Here is a 14725-nt window from a genome sequence, read left to right as displayed (position 1 = left end):
CGAGAAACGAGTGACACCTCATGACCGCCGACCGCTCCGGCCCGGCCTTCTCCGTCCAGGACATCCCGTTCAGCACGTACGGATCCTGGTTCGGTATCTCGCCCGTGGTGGCCGAGAAGACGTACGCCGAGGATCTCCACCTCGTCTCCCACCAGAACGGCATGCACGCCGTCCTGAGCCTGACCCCCCTGGACCCGGTCACGGGCGAACGCGCCGAGACCCATGTGCAGGCCAGACCGGGCCTGCTCAGCTGGGCCGGCGCGGACGGACGTGTCGACCTCGCCTACGAGTCGCCGGACACCGTGCGACTGCGGGGGAGCGGCCTGGGCATGGCCGTACGGGCGGCCGCCCCGACCCTGACGCCGTTCAGCGGAACCTACTTCTTTCACGACGCCGCCGCCGGTGCCCACGTGTTCACGTCCTACGAGACGGGACGCCGGTACCGCGTCACCACGCTGGCCGACAGCCTCGACGCGACCGGCGCCCAGACGCTGGGCAGCGCCGAGCGCGGTCTCGTCACGGCCGCGGCGGCGGACGGAACCTGGGAGATCGCGATCGAGGAACTCGAAGCCGCCCGCCCGCCGTACACGTCCGCGGTGGCCTTCGACGACATCGCGGCATCCGCGCAGGCCTCGTTCGCCCGGTTCGTGGACGTGGTGGCTCCCTGGCGCTCCTCCGCCACCCCGGCCGCCGAACTGGCCGCCTACGTCGTCTGGTCGGCCACCGTGAACCCGACCGGTCTGGTCACCCGGCCCGCGGTGCTGATGTCCAAGCACTGGATGGACAAGGTGTGGAGCTGGGACCACTGCTTCAACGCCCTCGCCCTGGCACCCGGTTGCCCGGAACTGGCCCGGGACCAGTTCGCCCTGCCCTTCGACCACCAGGACGGCAGCGGCGCCCTGCCCGACTCGGTGACCCACTCCGAGGTCCTCTACAACTTCGTCAAACCGCCCATCCACGGCTGGGCCTTCGGCCACCTGCGCCGACGCCTGCCGACGCCTCCCGGCCCGGCCGAACTGGACGAGACCTACCAGCGGCTGGAACGCTGGACGAACTTCTGGCTCACCGCCCGGCGCGCCCCCGGCGCCGCCTTCCCTCACTACCAGCACGGCAACGACAGCGGCTGGGACAACGCCACCACCTTCGACCCCGAGCGGGCGATCGAGACCGCCGACCTGTCCGCCTTCCTCATCCTGCAACTCCACGAACTCGCCTACCTTGCTGAGGAGTTGGGTCGAGGTGACGAGGCCCGCAGCTGGGCGCGAGCCGCCGAGGAGACCCAGGCGGCACTGCTGGACCAGCTCTGGAGGGACGACCGTTTCCTCGCCCGGGGCGTCGGTACGGGGGACACCTGGAGCAGCGCCAGCCTCCTGGACCTCATGCCCATCGTGCTCGGCGAGCACCTGCCCGGTCACGTCAGCGGCGCCCTGGCCGACCACATCAAGGCCCATCTGACGCCGTACGGTCTCGCCACCGAACTGCCCACCTCCCCCCACTACCTCGACGACGGCTACTGGCGCGGCCCCATCTGGGCTCCCGCCACCGTCCTCGTCGAGGACGGCCTGCGCCGCGCCGGTCACCACCGGCTGGCGGACGACGTCAGCAGCCGCTTCCGCGCCCTGTGCGAGGCCCACGGCTTCGCCGAGAACTTCGACGCCCTCGCCGGAACGGGCCTGCGCGACCGTGCCTACACCTGGACCGCCAGCAGCTACCTCCTCCTCGCCGAGGCGTACGCACTCCGCGGCGACCATGACCTGACGTGAACCCCGTGGGCGGCGCTCATGACCGGGCGAGACGCGCGACCCGGTCGTGGAGGCGCCGCACGTGGTCCTCGGACTCCGGCTTCATCAGGACGCTGCGCAGGATGCGGGCGCCGTCGGCATCGGCGGTGACCTGCGGGTGGCGTGCGGTGAAGGCGCCCCGGTCGGCCTTGAGGGTGCTCAGGAAAACGGGATCGGGGCCCGTCATACCGTCGGCCAGGGTGCGTGCCGATGCCGCGTCGACAGCGCTGAGGGTGGCGGGCTCCACCGCGGGGAAGTAGGCGACGATGTCCAACTCGGGCCGCTGGTAGAGCTCCAGCTCGTCCGAGGCGGTGATCAGGTCGGCCCAGCGCAGCGCGGCCCGTCGGCCGGCCCCGAGGACGCGGCCCAGTCCCTCGGGCGTGGGCGGGAGCACCTGGAAGGTGAGCCACAGGGCGGCGGCCGAGGCACCGGCGCGGGAGCACTCCAGGCTGATCTCGCCGAGGTGCAACTCGCTGGAGGTGAAGTAGGTGTAGGGCGAGTCGTGCAGGTAGAAGCGGCCCACCTCGGGGTCGCGGAAGAGGACGGCACCGCAGCCGTAGGGCTGGAGTCCGTGCTTGTGCGGATCGACGACGACCGAGTCGCAGCGGGCGATCGCCCGCCAGGGCTGCGGGGGGAGTCCCTCCGGGCCTTCGGCACCGGCGAGCAGGGTGAAGAAGCCGCCGTACGCGGCGTCGACATGGAGCCGTACGCCGTAGCGCTCCTTGAGGGCGAGGGCGTCGTGGACCGGGTCGACCGCTCCGAGCCCGGTGGTGCCGGCGGTGAGCACGACCGTGCCGACCTCTCCCGTGCGCACGAGGTCCTCGAGCGCGTCGAGGCTGATGCGGCCGCGGTCGTCGGTCGGGACGGGGTACCCCTTCATGCCCAGGACGTGGCACATGCGGCCGTGGGTGTAGTGGGCGTCGGCGCTGTAGGCGATGCCGCGGCCGGGGTGGAGCTCGCGGGCGACGAAGAGGGCCTCGAGGTTGGCGATCGTGCCGCTGGTGGTGAGGTGGCCGAGGTGGGTGTCGTAGCCGAACATCGAGGCCAGTTGCGCGACGGCCTCGCGTTCCATGCGGGCGGTGGCGGGGCCGCCGTCCAGGGCGTGGTTGTTGGGGTTGATCAGCATGGTGGTGAGGTGCCCGACGATCGCGGCCGGGTGCGGGGGCTTGAGCATCTGCCCCGCGTAGCGCGGGTGGAAGAAGGGATAGTTCTCCTTCAGTCTCCCGGTCAGCTCCTCGAAGGCGGCGGCGAAACGGTCGTCGTCGACGAGGAGGGACGGGTGCTGCTCGTAGGGGCCGAAGGTGTCGGCCCACTGCTGTATCGCGTCGTTGGCCCGGCCGAGCCAGTGCTGAAGGTCCACTGCTCTCCCTTTCTCTGTCGACGTCTGCGGGTGGCGTTCACAGTAGGACTTTGTTGACTGCTCAGCAATTGATTGCTCAGTAATTGAGACGACAGTAGGTGAAGGAGCAGTAAAGTCGGCCGGGTGAATCCCGCGAAGCGAGAGAACGACGAGGCGGCCCACGCCGCCGACAGCCGGCTGGTGCACGACTTCGGCCTGCTGATCAAGACCGCCACCCGCCTGGAGCGGCGGATCGACATGGCTCTGCGCACGGAGTGCGAGATCAGCCACACGATGTTCGAGGTCCTCATCCGGCTCTGCCGGCATCCGGACGAGGAGATCTCGCAGCGCCGGCTCGCCGATGACCTCACGCTCACCAGCAGCGGCATCACGCGCCTGATCGACCGCATGGAGGGAACCGGCCTGGTGCGGCGCGTACCGGCCCCCGGGGACCGCAGGAGTGTCCTGGTCGAGCCGACCGGGCAAGGTCGTACGGTGTTCCTCCGGGCGGCCGCGGTCCACGCGCAGGTCGTCGAACGGTACTTCGTGTCGCCGGTGACCCCCGCCGACTACGGGCGGCTGACCCGCTCGCTGGGTGAGATCGAGAAGGCGCTGCGCGACAACTGACCGTTCAGGCCTGTGACGGTTGCACGATTACGCAATCAATGAACTTTCGTGATGTGATCGGAGGCAGGATCCACCGACACGCGACGAAAGAGGTGTTCTGGTCTGTCCGGGCTTCAACCGCAAGGAAACGCCGGCCCGCGCACGCTGCCCCCGCGCGACGACCGGGAGACACGGCACTCCCCACCCGAAGTCACCCGTGAAGCGAGCGGCCGGACGACCGGCGACCGGCCGGCGGCCCCCGCGGCCAAGCCCAGAGACGCGTTCTTCGACAACGCCAAGTACCTGGCCATCGTTCTGGTGGCCATCGGACACGCCTGGGAGCCGCTGCGCGACGGCAGCCGGGCCGTCACCGCTCTCTACACCCTCGTCTACGCCTTCCACATGCCGGCGTTCATCGTCATCTCCGGCTACTTCTCCCGCAGTTTCGACGCCGGTCCGGAGCGGATCAAACGCCTGGTCACCACCGTGGTCGTGCCGTACGTCGTCTTCGAGGTGGCGTACACCTACTACACCCGCTGGACGAGCGGCGACCCCGACCGTGCCATCAGTCTGCTGAGTCCGCTCTATCTGACGTGGTTCCTGGCGGCCCTGTTCATCTGGCGGCTGACCACCCCGGTCTGGAGGCTCCTGCGGTGGCCGCTGCCGGTCGCCCTCGTCGTCGCGGCGTCGGCGACCCTCTCGCCGTCCATCGGCGACGACCTCGATCTCCAGCGCGTCCTGCAGTTCCTGCCCTACTTCGTGCTCGGGCTGCTGCTGAAGCCGGAACACTTCCGGCTGGTGCGCCGACGGCAGACGCGCCTGCTGTCCCTGCCCGTCTTCGCCGTGGCCCTCACCGGGGCGTACTGGATCACGCCCCGGTGGGACTACGCCTGGCTCTTCCACCGCTCAAGCGCCCAGGAACTGGGCGTCCCCGGCTGGTACGGGCCCATGATGACCCTGGCCCTCTTCGGCTGCTCGCTGCTCCTCGTCGCCTGCTTCTTCGCCTGGGTCCCGGGACGGCGCACGTGGTTCACCGCCCTCGGCGCGGGCACGCTGTACGGCTACCTGCTGCACGGCTTCGTCGTCCAGGGAGCCAAACACTTCGGCTGGTTCGGTCCCGACTGGATCCACGAACCCGTGGGCGAGATCACGGTCACCCTCGTCGCGGCGGCCGTCATGACCGCCCTGTGCACACCGCCTGTGCGGCGGCTGTTCCGCTTCGCCCTGGAGCCCTGGCTGGGGTGGGCGTTCCGGCGGGACCGCGCCGGTCAGGGCGTGTAGACCGTCGGCCGGGGCGCCGGCGGCATGCCGTTGCCGATGAAGAAGCTCGGGTGCGGGGGCTGGTTGTAGGCGGTGTTCTGCCAGGCCAGGGCCGTGCGGTACTGGGTGTCGTGGAGCAGGGTGGTGATCTTGGTGCTGGTCTGGTGCGGCGTCGAGTAGATCCTCAGCGCCCTGTTGTCGCCGGTACGCCAGACGACCTCCTCGCGCCAGTCGCCGAGCAGGTCACCGGACAGGACCGGGGTGGACTTGGTGCCGTTGTTGGAGGCGACGCCGGAGCCGGTGAGCAGCCGGGTGTCGCCGGAGGTGCCGTACTTGTCGACGCGGGTGCCGTCGAGGAGTTCGCGTACGGGGTCGCCGTCCCACCAGGACAGGAAGTTGATGCTGGAGGGTTCCCGGCCCAGGGAGGCGCCGGAGGCGGAGCGCAGGGTGGTGTCGGAGGCGGACCAGGCTTCGGCGCCCGGGCTGCCGGCGTAGATGTCGGCGGCGACACCGCGGCCGTTGTCGGAGCCCGACGCCGTCTGCCACAGCCTCGCCCCCGTGCGGGCGTCGGCCATCCAGGAACCCGGCTTGCTCGAGTCCTCCGAGACCTTGAAGTACTCCAGACCCGCACGGGAGGGATCGAGGTCGCCGACGTGACCGGCGTCGCCGTGGCCCAGCCTGGTGGTCCACAGGCCGTTGCCGTTGTCGTCGACGGTCATCGCGCCGTAGACGATCTCGTCCTTGCCGTCGGCGTCGACGTCGGCGACGGACAGGCTGTGGTTGCCCTGACCGTCGTAGCCCTTGCCGCTGTTGGACGACGACGCCGTGTCGAAGGTCCAGCGGCGGGTGAAGGCGCCGCCCCGCCAGTCCCAGGCGGCTATCACCGTGCGGGTGTAGTAGCCGCGCGCCATGATCAGGGAGGGGCGGGCGCCGTCGAGATAGGCGGTGCCGGCGAGGAAACGGTCCACGCGGTTGCCGTAGTTGTCGCCCCAGGAGGAGACGGTGCCGCGGCCGGGGACGTAGTCGACGCTCTGCATCGCCTTGCCCGTCCGGCCGTCGAACATCGTCAGGTACTCGGGCCCGGACAGGACGTAGCCGCTGGAATTGCGGTGGTCGGCGGAGGAGTTGCCGATCACCGCGCCCGTGCCGTCGCGGGTGCCGTCCGCGGTCTTCATGGCGACCTCCGCCCGGCCGTCACCGTCGTAGTCGTAGACCTGGAACTGCGTGTAGTGGGCGCCGGAGCGGATGTTGCGGCCCAGGTCGATGCGCCACAGCCGGGTGCCGTCGAGCTTGATGCCGTCGACGATCGTGTTGCCGGTGTACCCGGACTGGGAGTTGTCCTTGGCGTTCGTGGGCTGCCACTTGAGGACGAGGTCCAGGACGCCGTCGCCGTCGAGGTCGCCGACCGAGGCGTCGTTGGCGTCGTAGGTGTAGGCGGAGTTGCCCGGGGCGGTGCCGCCCGCGGGCGGGGAGATCGGCACGTCCTTGTAGCCCGTGCGGAACTGGACCGCGGGCGCGGACGCGGCCTGCTCGGTGCCGCCGACCACCGCGCGCACCGTGTAGTCGGCCGAGGCCGCGCCGCCCGCGTCGAAGTAGTTCGTCGAGGCGGTGACGGGCGAGGAGGTGAGTCTGGTGGTGCCGCGGTAGACGTGGAACGACACGTCGTTCGGGTCGGTCGCCAGCCACCGCCACGACACCAGGTTTCCACTGCCGGTGTGCACGCTGCTCAGTCCGCGGTCGAGCTTCTCGACCTGGCGGGCGGTCGCCGCTTGGGCGGACTGCGGCAGTGCGACGAGCGCGGAGACGGCCAGTGCGGCAGCGGACAAGCAGCCGACGAGCCGGCCGCCCGGCCGGTGGGGCGATCGCCGGGGTCGTAACACGGTGAGGGGACGCCGGTGCGGGTCGGTCACGGTGGCCTCCGGGGGGCGTGGGGGTATGGGAACGCTCCCATAAGGAGGGAGACTAAGAACGGCCTGATGGCTCGTCAAGGATTCTGTCCGGGCCACTGTGCGGCCCTGTTGGAATGAGTGAGTTGTCTGCGCCCGCGCATTGACAGTCGGGTGTGGAGCCTTGAACACTGCGTGATGACGCCTCGCGGGCAACTGCGATCCAAGACAGTCGAATTGGCTGACCTCGGCAGGCAATCGGGTCCAGGGCACCGATTGTTCTTGGATCTCCCCACCTGCCCATGGTGTGAACGCTCCCAGAGCACGGATCACGCGGTCCCGGAAACTCCACCCCCACAACCCGCTGCCCGCCGGCCGCGGCACCTCACGCGCGGTCGGCGGACAGGGAGGAGCGACCATGTCCCCCACCCCTGCTCCCACTTCCTCTCGGATCACCCGCCCCCGGACACCGCTCCAGGCCGCCCCGAGCCGGGTGGGGCTGCTGGGAACAGCGGGTCTTCTGACCCTTGCCACGCTGGCCGGTACCGGTGCGGTGGCGCAAACCGCGTCAGCCGTGCCGCGGGCCCTGCCGGCCGGCTGCTCCGGAACCTCCCCGATCACCTGTCACTACGGTGTCGCACCGGGCAACTACGACGTGACGGTCTCCGTCGGTGGCGTCACCGCCGGTCAGACCGAGATGTGGGCGGAGGCCCGGCGTCTGATGCTTCCGGTGACGAGGACGGCGGCCGGAGCCGTCGCCACGTACTCGTTCACCGTCAACGTGCGCCAGCCGGAGGGGCAGCCGACCGGCCAGGGCGGTACCGGCAACCCCGGCCTGGACCTCCGCTTCACGGGTGCCGCCCCACAGGTCTCGGCCGTCTCGGTGAGGCCCGCGGCGCAGCCGCTGGTCGCGTACCTGGCCGGTGACTCGACGGTGTGCGACCAGCCGGCCGCTCCGTACACCGGCTGGGGCCAGATGATCACCACAGCGGTGCGTCCCGGCGCTGCCATCGCCAACTACGGTGACTCGGGGGAGAGTTCGGGAAGCTTCCTGAGCAACTCGGCGCTCCTGGCCGCGTTGCTGTCGAAGGTCGGTGCGAACGACCCGGTCTTCATCCAGTTCGGCCACAACGACAAGCAGACCAGCGCGTCCGTCTACCGGAACAACCTCACCACCATGATCTCGCGGGTCCGCGCCGAGGGCGGCGTCCCGGTCCTGGTGACGCCACCGGTCCGCAGGCTCTTCGACGGGAACCGGCTCACGCCGACGGCACTGCACGTCAACGGCGCGGGCGCGGACCTGCCCTCCGAGATGCGCGCGGTCGGTGCCGCTCAGCGGGTCCCGGTGGTCGACCTGACCGCCCGGAGCAAGGCGCTGGTCGAGTCCCTCGGACCGTCCGCTTCCGCGCAGCTCTTCCTCCGCTCCTCCACCGACGGCGTCACGGACAACACCCACTTCTCGCAGTACGGCGCGACCCGGATGGCCGGGCTGGTGCTCCAGAGCATCCGGGAGCAGAACCTGCCCCTGGCCGCGTACCTGCGCTGACCGACCCGAGAGGACCGATGATGAGGAAACTTCGTGCGTTCGTCACGACGGCGCTGGTGATCGCCCTGTCGAGCCTCGGCGTCGGCACGGCCTCAGCGGCTGACGGCACCGCGGCGACATGTGCCGGCGCCTCCGGAACCAAGGCCGCGGCCCCACGGACGGCGGCCGCACCGGTCACGGTATGGCTGGCCGGTGACTCCACCATGGCCAACCCGGGCTCCGCCCGCTGCCCGGCCGGCTGGGGCAGCCAGTTCGACGCCCTGTTCACCGCCGACGTGACCGTCAAGAACCAGGCCGTGGGAGGACGCAGTATCCAGACCTGGATGTACGAGGGGAACGTCAGCGGCACCAAGGGCCCGGACGGCGAGTGCCGGCTCACCTCCGGCACGTACTCCGCACGCTGGCAGTCGATGCTGAACGCGAGCACCGGGATGAAGGCGGGTGACTACCTGTTCATCCAGTTCGGCATCAACGACTCCTCCTCGACCTGTCCCCGGCACGTGGGCCCCGCCCGCTACCGGCAGTTGATGACCACCATGGCGCAGGCCGCCCTGGCCCGGGGAGCACACCCGGTGCTGCTCACCCCGGTGGCCGCCCTCACCTGTTCCGGGAGCACGGCGACCAAGAACCGCGGCTTCGTGAACGAGACCTTCGCCGTCGGCTCCGCCACCGGGGCACCCGTCGTCGACCTTCAGGCGCTGAGCGTCTCGCTCTACAACGGCCTGCGGTTCTGCCCGCACAACGGCGACTTCGGATCGGGGCCCGTGGGCGCCTTCTTCTGCGACGACCGCACCCACTTCGAAACGTACGGCGCACAGCGGATAGCCGGACTGGTCGCCGGTGACGTGCGCAGGCAGAACGTGCCGCTGGCCGCATATCTCAAGTAGCGCCGGGATGTGGTCGCAAGTCGCTGACTAGCATGGCTGCCGGCATCCGACGACGCCGTGTGGGCCTGCCGGCCGACCGGCTCCGGCAGAGCACAGGAAGGCGCAGCACGATGACAGGGCTCCGCGACGCCGTCGCACTCGACGACCCGGTGGGCGAGTCGCTCCGCGAGCACCACGCGCATCTCGCCCGGCGGCTCGGCGGTGCCCTCACCTTCGTACCCGAGGTCGCGACCTTCTCCGCGGTGCCGGCCGAGCCGGACGCGGCGGCATGGGCCGACCTGGCCAAGCTGCTGGGCCCGGGCGAGTTCGCCGACATGTTCAGCTGCCCGGCGATGCCGCCGCCGGACTGGGAGCCGGTCTTCGTCCTGGAAGGCCGCCAGATGATCTGGACCGGCCACGGCGGGCCGGACCGCTCCGCCGCCGAGTCCTACTCCGACGTGGTCGAACTCGGCGCGGAGGACGTCTCCGAGATGCTCGACCTCGTCGAGCGGACCCGGCCGGGCCCGTTCCGGCCCCGCACGCACGAGCTCGGCACCTATCTCGGCATCCGCGACGGCGACACGCTGGTGGCCATGGTGGGGGAGCGGCTGAGGCCTCCCGGGTGGACCGAGATCAGCGCCGTCTGCACCGCCCCCAAGGCCCGTGGACGAGGCCACGCGGTCCGCCTGCTGCGCGCTCACATCGCACGCATCACGGCCCGCGGCGACCGCCCATTCCTGCACGTGGCCGAAGCGAACAGCGGCGCTCTCGCGCTCTACGAACGACTCGGCTTCGATACCCGCAGGCACGTGACGTTCCGAGGGTTCCGGACCCCGTGAAGGAGCCCGGTGCATGCCGTGGACGAGGTGTCGGGAATGCGGCGCCGGGAGGCCGGCCGTCGGGTCCTGTCGCGCCAGTATGTTGGGGACCATGGCACTGTCGCAGATAGTTCTCACTTCCGGCCGTTCGATCGAACTCTCGGACGTGCGACTGTCCTCGACGTACGGCGGGATGCTGGAGGGGTACCCGTTCCGGCGCTGGAACGACCTCACGCTGGAGCGCCTGCTCAGCAGTGTCGAGAAGGATCGGCCCGCGATTCCGGTGCACCTGGTCGCGCCGGACCGGGAGCTGCCGGACCTGCCTGCCGGTGCCTTCGGCCCGGTCGAACTGCTGCCCGCGGTGACGTGTGTGGGGTCGTTCACCTCTCAGCCGATCGATCCGGAACGGGATTCGGTGCTGCACCACTCCGCACTGACCGTCGTGTGGTTCCAGGCGGCTCCCGACGTCCCGTCGGGCGAGAACGCCGATCACGGTCTCCGCAGCCTCTGCTGGGACGACGCCGCGAGAGACTTCGAACGTTGAGAAGGCCGGCTTCAGCGCGTTCTGGGCGACAGGTTCTCCCGGTGACTCACCAGGCCGCGTCCTCCCACTGGTCCAGCAGGGCCTCGGCCGACATCTCCTCGGGTTCGCCCGCAGGGTCACGGGTGGACTGCTCGGTCCAGATCACCTTGCCGCGGGCCAGGTAGCGGGTGCCCCACCGCTGGGCGAACCGGGCGACGAGGAACAGTCCCCGCCCGCCCTCGTCGGTGGTCGCGGCCCGTCGCAGGTGGGGTGAGGTGCTGCTGCCGTCGGCGACCTCGCAGATCAGACTGTCGCGGTCGTGCAGCACCCGGAGCCCGATCGGTTCGATGCCGTAGCGGATGGCGTTGGTGACCAGCTCGCTGACGATCAGCTCGGTCGTGAACGCCATCTCCTCCAGCCCCCAGGTCCGCAGCCTCCCGGTGACCTCCGCCCGGAGGGCCGCGACGGCCGAGGGATCAAACGGCACGTCCCACTCGGCCACCTGGGAACGGTCCAGCAGCCGGGTGCGGGCGACGAGCAGGGCGATGTCGTCGCTCGACCGGGCGGGAAGCAGCGCGTCGAGGACGTCCCGGCAGGTCTCCTCGGAGGTCCGGCCCGGACGGGCCAGAGCCTGGCCGAGCGCCTCGAGGCCGGTGTCGATGCCCTGCTCCCTGTCCTCGACCAGGCCGTCCGTGAAGAAGACCAGCCGGGAATCCTCGGGCAGGGTGACTTCCGTGGTCTCGAAAGGCTCACCGCCGCCCAGACCGAGCGGAGGCGAACCGGGCACCCGCAGGAACTCCACGGTGCCGTCGGGACGCACCAGGGCCGGCTCCACGTGCCCGGAGCGGGACAGGAGGCACACCCCGGAGGCGGGGTCGTAGATGGCGTAGAGACACGTGGCGCCCGAGACGCTCTCGCTGTCCCGTTCCACGTTCTCGTCGCCGTCGATCCGCGCGACCAGTTCGTCCAGGTGCCCGAGCAACTCGTCCGGGGGCAGGTCCAGGGCGGAGAAGTTGTGCACGGCGGTGCGCAGCCGGCCCATCGTGGCCGCGGCGTGCAGGCCGTGCCCCACGACGTCGCCGACCACCAGGGCGACCCGCGCACCGGGCAGGGGAATCACGTCGAACCAGTCGCCGCCCACGCCGTCCAGGGCGGGCAGATAGCGGTGGGCGACCTCCACGGCCGAGTGGTCGGGCAGGGAGCCCGGCAGCAGGCTGCGCTGCAGCGTCTCGGCCATGGTGTGCTCGCGGGTGTACCGCCGGGCGTTGTCGACGGCGACGGCGGCCCGGGCGGCCAGTTCCTCGGCGGTGGCGAGATCCTCCCCGTCGAAGGGAACACCGTCCGAGCGCCAGAAGCTCGCCATGCCCAGCACCACGCCCCGGGCCTGGAGCGGCACGGTGATCACGGAGTGGAAGCCGAGGGCCAGCAGCCGCCGGGCGCGATCGGGATCCTGGGCGTTCATCCAGCCGTCGGAACCGGTCAGATCGGCATCCAGGACCGCACGGCCGCGCTCGACGCCGACCGCCACGGGCGACGTGGGTTCAAAACGGATCAGCTCACCCACCGGATAAAGGGACCGGGCCCCGTCGACGCCGTGCACCGCCACCCGGCGCATCTCCGGACCGGGGCCGGCCGACACCGCACCTCGCAGGAGCGGATCCAGCAGATCGACCGTCGCGGCGTCGGCGAACCGGGGGACCGCCACCTCGGCCAGTTCCTCCGCGGTACGCACCACATCCAGCGTGGTCCCGATCCGTACACCCGCCTCGTACAGCAGTCCCAGCCGCTCCCGCGCCCCCTCCGCCCGGCCCGCCAGCGCACGCAGCTCCGTCGTGTCACGCAAGGTGGCCACGCTCCCCGCGGGGGGATCGTCGGGGTCGACCGGCCGTACGCTGACCGCCAGCAGCCGGTCGCCTGCCCGGTGCACCACGTCCGTGACCTCCCGGTCCGTGCCCAGCAGCGCCGCGGTACCCGCCTCCAGGCCGAGCTCGGCGACCCGGCGGTCCTCGGCGTCCGCGGGCAGGTCCAGCAGCCGTCGCGCCTCGTCGTTCGCCAGCAGCAGCCGCCTGTCGCCCCCGATGATCAGTACGCCTTCCCGCACCGCGTGCAGCACCGCGTCGTGGTGCTCGTACATCCGGGTCATCTCGGAGGGATCCAGGCCGCGGGTCTGCCGCCGCAGCCGCCAGGAGACCAGTGCCGTACCGCCCGCGGCGACGGCGAGCGCGCCGCCGGCGAACCCAAGCAGCTGCGGCAACTGATCCTGGACGACGTCGTCCACGCTGGCCACGGTGACCCCGACCGACACGAAGCCGGCGATGGTGATCCCGTTGGTGTCGTAGACCGGAACCGTCGTGTCCACGGCAAGACCGAGACTGCCCTCGAACGTCTTGGTGAACGGCCGGTCGGCGGCGGCGCCCTCACGCCGGGCGTAGATGTGCTTGCCGATCAGCGTCGGGTCGGGGTGGGTCCAGCGGAAGCCCTGGGGATCGAAGGTCACCACGTAGTCGACCCCGCTGTTCTTGCGGGTGTCCTCCGCGCGCGGCTGCAGCAGCTCGGTGGGCTCGCCGGACTTCATGGCGGCCAGCGTTCCCGGGGCCCGGGCGAAGGACTGGGCGACACCCTTCGAAAGCTGCCGGGCCTCCTCCGTACTCGAGTCCCTGGCCTGCACCACGAGCGCTCCTCCCGCGGCGGCGGCGAACAGCACCATGATCATCAGCTGGAGCAGGAACACCTGGCCGGCGACGCTGCGCACCCTCGGCAGGGTCTTCCAGCGCGCACCGGGCCCGGCGCCCGGCTGCTGCCGCGCATCGAACTCCCCGGCCCGGCGCGAGGCCCGCCGAAGTCGCCCACCTCTGCGCGCGGGGGAGCGAAAGGCCGAGAATCGGCCTGGGTGCCGGACCATACCGACTCTTTACCATGCGCATTGATATTCAGCCATATGGCTGCATCCGCTCGGTTAGCCGCGAGCCCACCGCTGCCAGCGCCTGGTCACGGCGTCCCCGTTCTCCAGCCACCACTCGATGTCCAGGTCGAAGCCCGTCAACAGGTGGCCGGGAGTGCTCGCCAGACGGACGGCGGTGGACTCGGTGAGATGGCCGTAGGCGGCGGGCACCACCGGGCCGTCGGGGTAGAGCCGGGCCATGTGGGCCTGCACCTCGGGCCGCAGCGCGAAATCGATGAGCCGGTACGCGGCGTCCTGGTTCGCGGAGCCCTTGGGGATGCCGTAGCCGTTGCTCTGCCGGCGGGCGCCGTTCCACTCGTACGCGAGCGGTACCCCGTCGGCGATCATGTTCTGGAGTCTGCCGGCCCACGTGCTGGAAGCCATGACGCTGCCGCGGGACAGCAGCTCGCCCGGCTCCGCACCGTACTCCCAGAACGTCCGCACCGAGCCCCTGATCTCGTCGAGGACCTTGAAGGCACGGTCCACGTCGAGGGGGTAGAGCCCGTCGAGCGGTACACCGTCGGCGAGCAGGGCGAACTCGAGCTCGGGCCGGTCGACCGCGCCCTGCAGGGCGCGGCGGCCGGGGAAGGCTCCCAGGCTCCAGAAGTCCGCCCACGACTCGGGCTTCCTTCCGCCGAAGGCGTCGGTGTGGTAGGCGAGGACGCTGGCCCAGTAGCTCTTGCCCACGCCGTTGGGGGTGAGCAGGGACTGGGCGATGCCCGTGTTCCTGGTGTTTTTCAACCGGCCGTAGTCCAGGGGCTCGGAGGCGTCCTCGGACTCGAACAGCACCAGGTTGGACATGTCGATGTCCATGACGTCGAACTGCGGACGGCCTTCCCTGATCTGGGCGAGCATCTGGTCGTGCCCGAAGTTCACCGCCCGGACCCGGATGCCGGTCTCCCTGGTGAACGGGTCGTACACGGCCTTGCGGTTCGCCTCGCCGTAGGAGCCGCCGAAGTTCCGGACGACGAGCGGTCTGCTGCCCTCGGTGGCGCTCCGCTCGGCGCGGGTCTCGCACGCCGTGAGCGGTGCGGCGGCCGCGCCGGCGGCGATCCCCCCGACCCTGGCCAGGAAGGCTCTGCGGCCGACTCCGACGTCTCCCACCGGCTGCCTCCACAACGTCCTCGTGCAGCTTTGATGAGTGTTTACCAGGAAAAGT

General features: G+C 70.7%; 11 protein-coding genes. 7 read left to right on the top strand and 4 right to left on the bottom strand.

The annotated features are described in order from the left end of the window. Positions 1 to 20: 20 nt before the first annotated feature. On the top strand, positions 21 to 1763 hold the full coding sequence (locus tag ABTX60_RS16670) for an amylo-alpha-1,6-glucosidase (RefSeq protein WP_352097763.1): 1743 nt from the start codon (positions 21 to 23) through the stop codon (positions 1761 to 1763). Positions 1764 to 1779: 16 nt separating this feature from the next. On the opposite strand, the gene ABTX60_RS16665 is transcribed toward ABTX60_RS16670, so the two are convergent. Further along, a complete protein-coding gene (locus tag ABTX60_RS16665) occupies positions 1780 to 3141 on the bottom strand; it encodes a pyridoxal phosphate-dependent decarboxylase family protein (protein WP_352097762.1) in 1362 nt (453 codons plus the stop codon). A 123-nt stretch (positions 3142 to 3264) separates the two neighbouring features. On the opposite strand from ABTX60_RS16665, the gene ABTX60_RS16660 reads away from it, so the two are divergent. Together ABTX60_RS16660 and ABTX60_RS16655 are read left to right on the top strand one after the other, a co-directional pair. After that, the gene (locus tag ABTX60_RS16660; RefSeq protein WP_352097761.1) at positions 3265 to 3747 is read left to right on the top strand and encodes a MarR family winged helix-turn-helix transcriptional regulator; all 483 of its coding nucleotides are present in this window, start codon (positions 3265 to 3267) and stop codon (positions 3745 to 3747) included. A 144-nt stretch (positions 3748 to 3891) separates the two neighbouring features. Then, positions 3892 to 5007, top strand: coding sequence for an acyltransferase family protein (locus tag ABTX60_RS16655; RefSeq protein WP_502992338.1), 1116 nt, complete (start codon positions 3892 to 3894; stop codon positions 5005 to 5007). Here the strand turns inward: ABTX60_RS16655 and ABTX60_RS16650 are convergent. Continuing rightward, the gene (locus ABTX60_RS16650; RefSeq protein WP_502992333.1) at positions 4995 to 6896 is read right to left on the bottom strand and encodes a rhamnogalacturonan lyase; all 1902 of its coding nucleotides are present in this window, start codon (positions 6894 to 6896) and stop codon (positions 4995 to 4997) included. The two genes, ABTX60_RS16655 and ABTX60_RS16650, sit on opposite strands and share 13 nt — an antisense overlap. 394 nt (positions 6897 to 7290) lie before the next feature. On the opposite strand from ABTX60_RS16650, the gene ABTX60_RS16645 reads away from it, so the two are divergent. The 4 genes from ABTX60_RS16645 (at position 7291) to ABTX60_RS16630 (ending at position 10646) form a co-directional block, all read left to right on the top strand. Next, complete coding sequence (locus ABTX60_RS16645; protein ID WP_352097759.1) at positions 7291 to 8418, top strand: rhamnogalacturonan acetylesterase; 1128 nt, start codon at positions 7291 to 7293, stop codon at positions 8416 to 8418. Between the two features lie 20 nt (positions 8419 to 8438). Next, entirely contained in the window at positions 8439 to 9305 is an 867-nt protein-coding gene (locus ABTX60_RS16640) for a GDSL-type esterase/lipase family protein (protein ID WP_352097758.1), read from the top strand. A 110-nt stretch (positions 9306 to 9415) separates the two neighbouring features. Beyond that, positions 9416 to 10123 carry a GNAT family N-acetyltransferase gene (locus tag ABTX60_RS16635; RefSeq protein ID WP_352097757.1) on the top strand — a complete coding sequence of 236 codons (708 nt, stop codon included), beginning with the start codon at positions 9416 to 9418 and terminating at the stop codon, positions 10121 to 10123. A 91-nt stretch (positions 10124 to 10214) separates the two neighbouring features. Further along, positions 10215 to 10646 carry a PIN domain-containing protein gene (locus ABTX60_RS16630; protein ID WP_352097756.1) on the top strand — a complete coding sequence of 144 codons (432 nt, stop codon included), beginning with the start codon at positions 10215 to 10217 and terminating at the stop codon, positions 10644 to 10646. A 46-nt stretch (positions 10647 to 10692) separates the two neighbouring features. Here the strand turns inward: ABTX60_RS16630 and ABTX60_RS16625 are convergent, their stop codons facing one another. Both ABTX60_RS16625 and ABTX60_RS16620 read right to left on the bottom strand, forming a co-directional pair. After that, positions 10693 to 13527, bottom strand: coding sequence for a SpoIIE family protein phosphatase (locus tag ABTX60_RS16625; protein WP_502992332.1), 2835 nt, complete (start codon positions 13525 to 13527; stop codon positions 10693 to 10695). Between the two features lie 54 nt (positions 13528 to 13581). Beyond that, positions 13582 to 14670 (bottom strand): ABC transporter substrate-binding protein, encoded by a 1089-nt coding sequence (locus tag ABTX60_RS16620; RefSeq protein ID WP_352097755.1) that lies wholly within the window; start codon positions 14668 to 14670, stop codon positions 13582 to 13584. Positions 14671 to 14725 lie beyond the last annotated feature (55 nt).

Origin of the sequence: Streptomyces sp. NPDC126510 (assembly GCF_040302345.1) — a bacterium.
Taxonomy (GTDB): domain Bacteria; phylum Actinomycetota; class Actinomycetes; order Streptomycetales; family Streptomycetaceae; genus Streptomyces.
The sequence above is the reverse complement of the archived record's forward strand: the minus strand, read 5'-3'. Positions and strand labels throughout refer to the sequence as shown.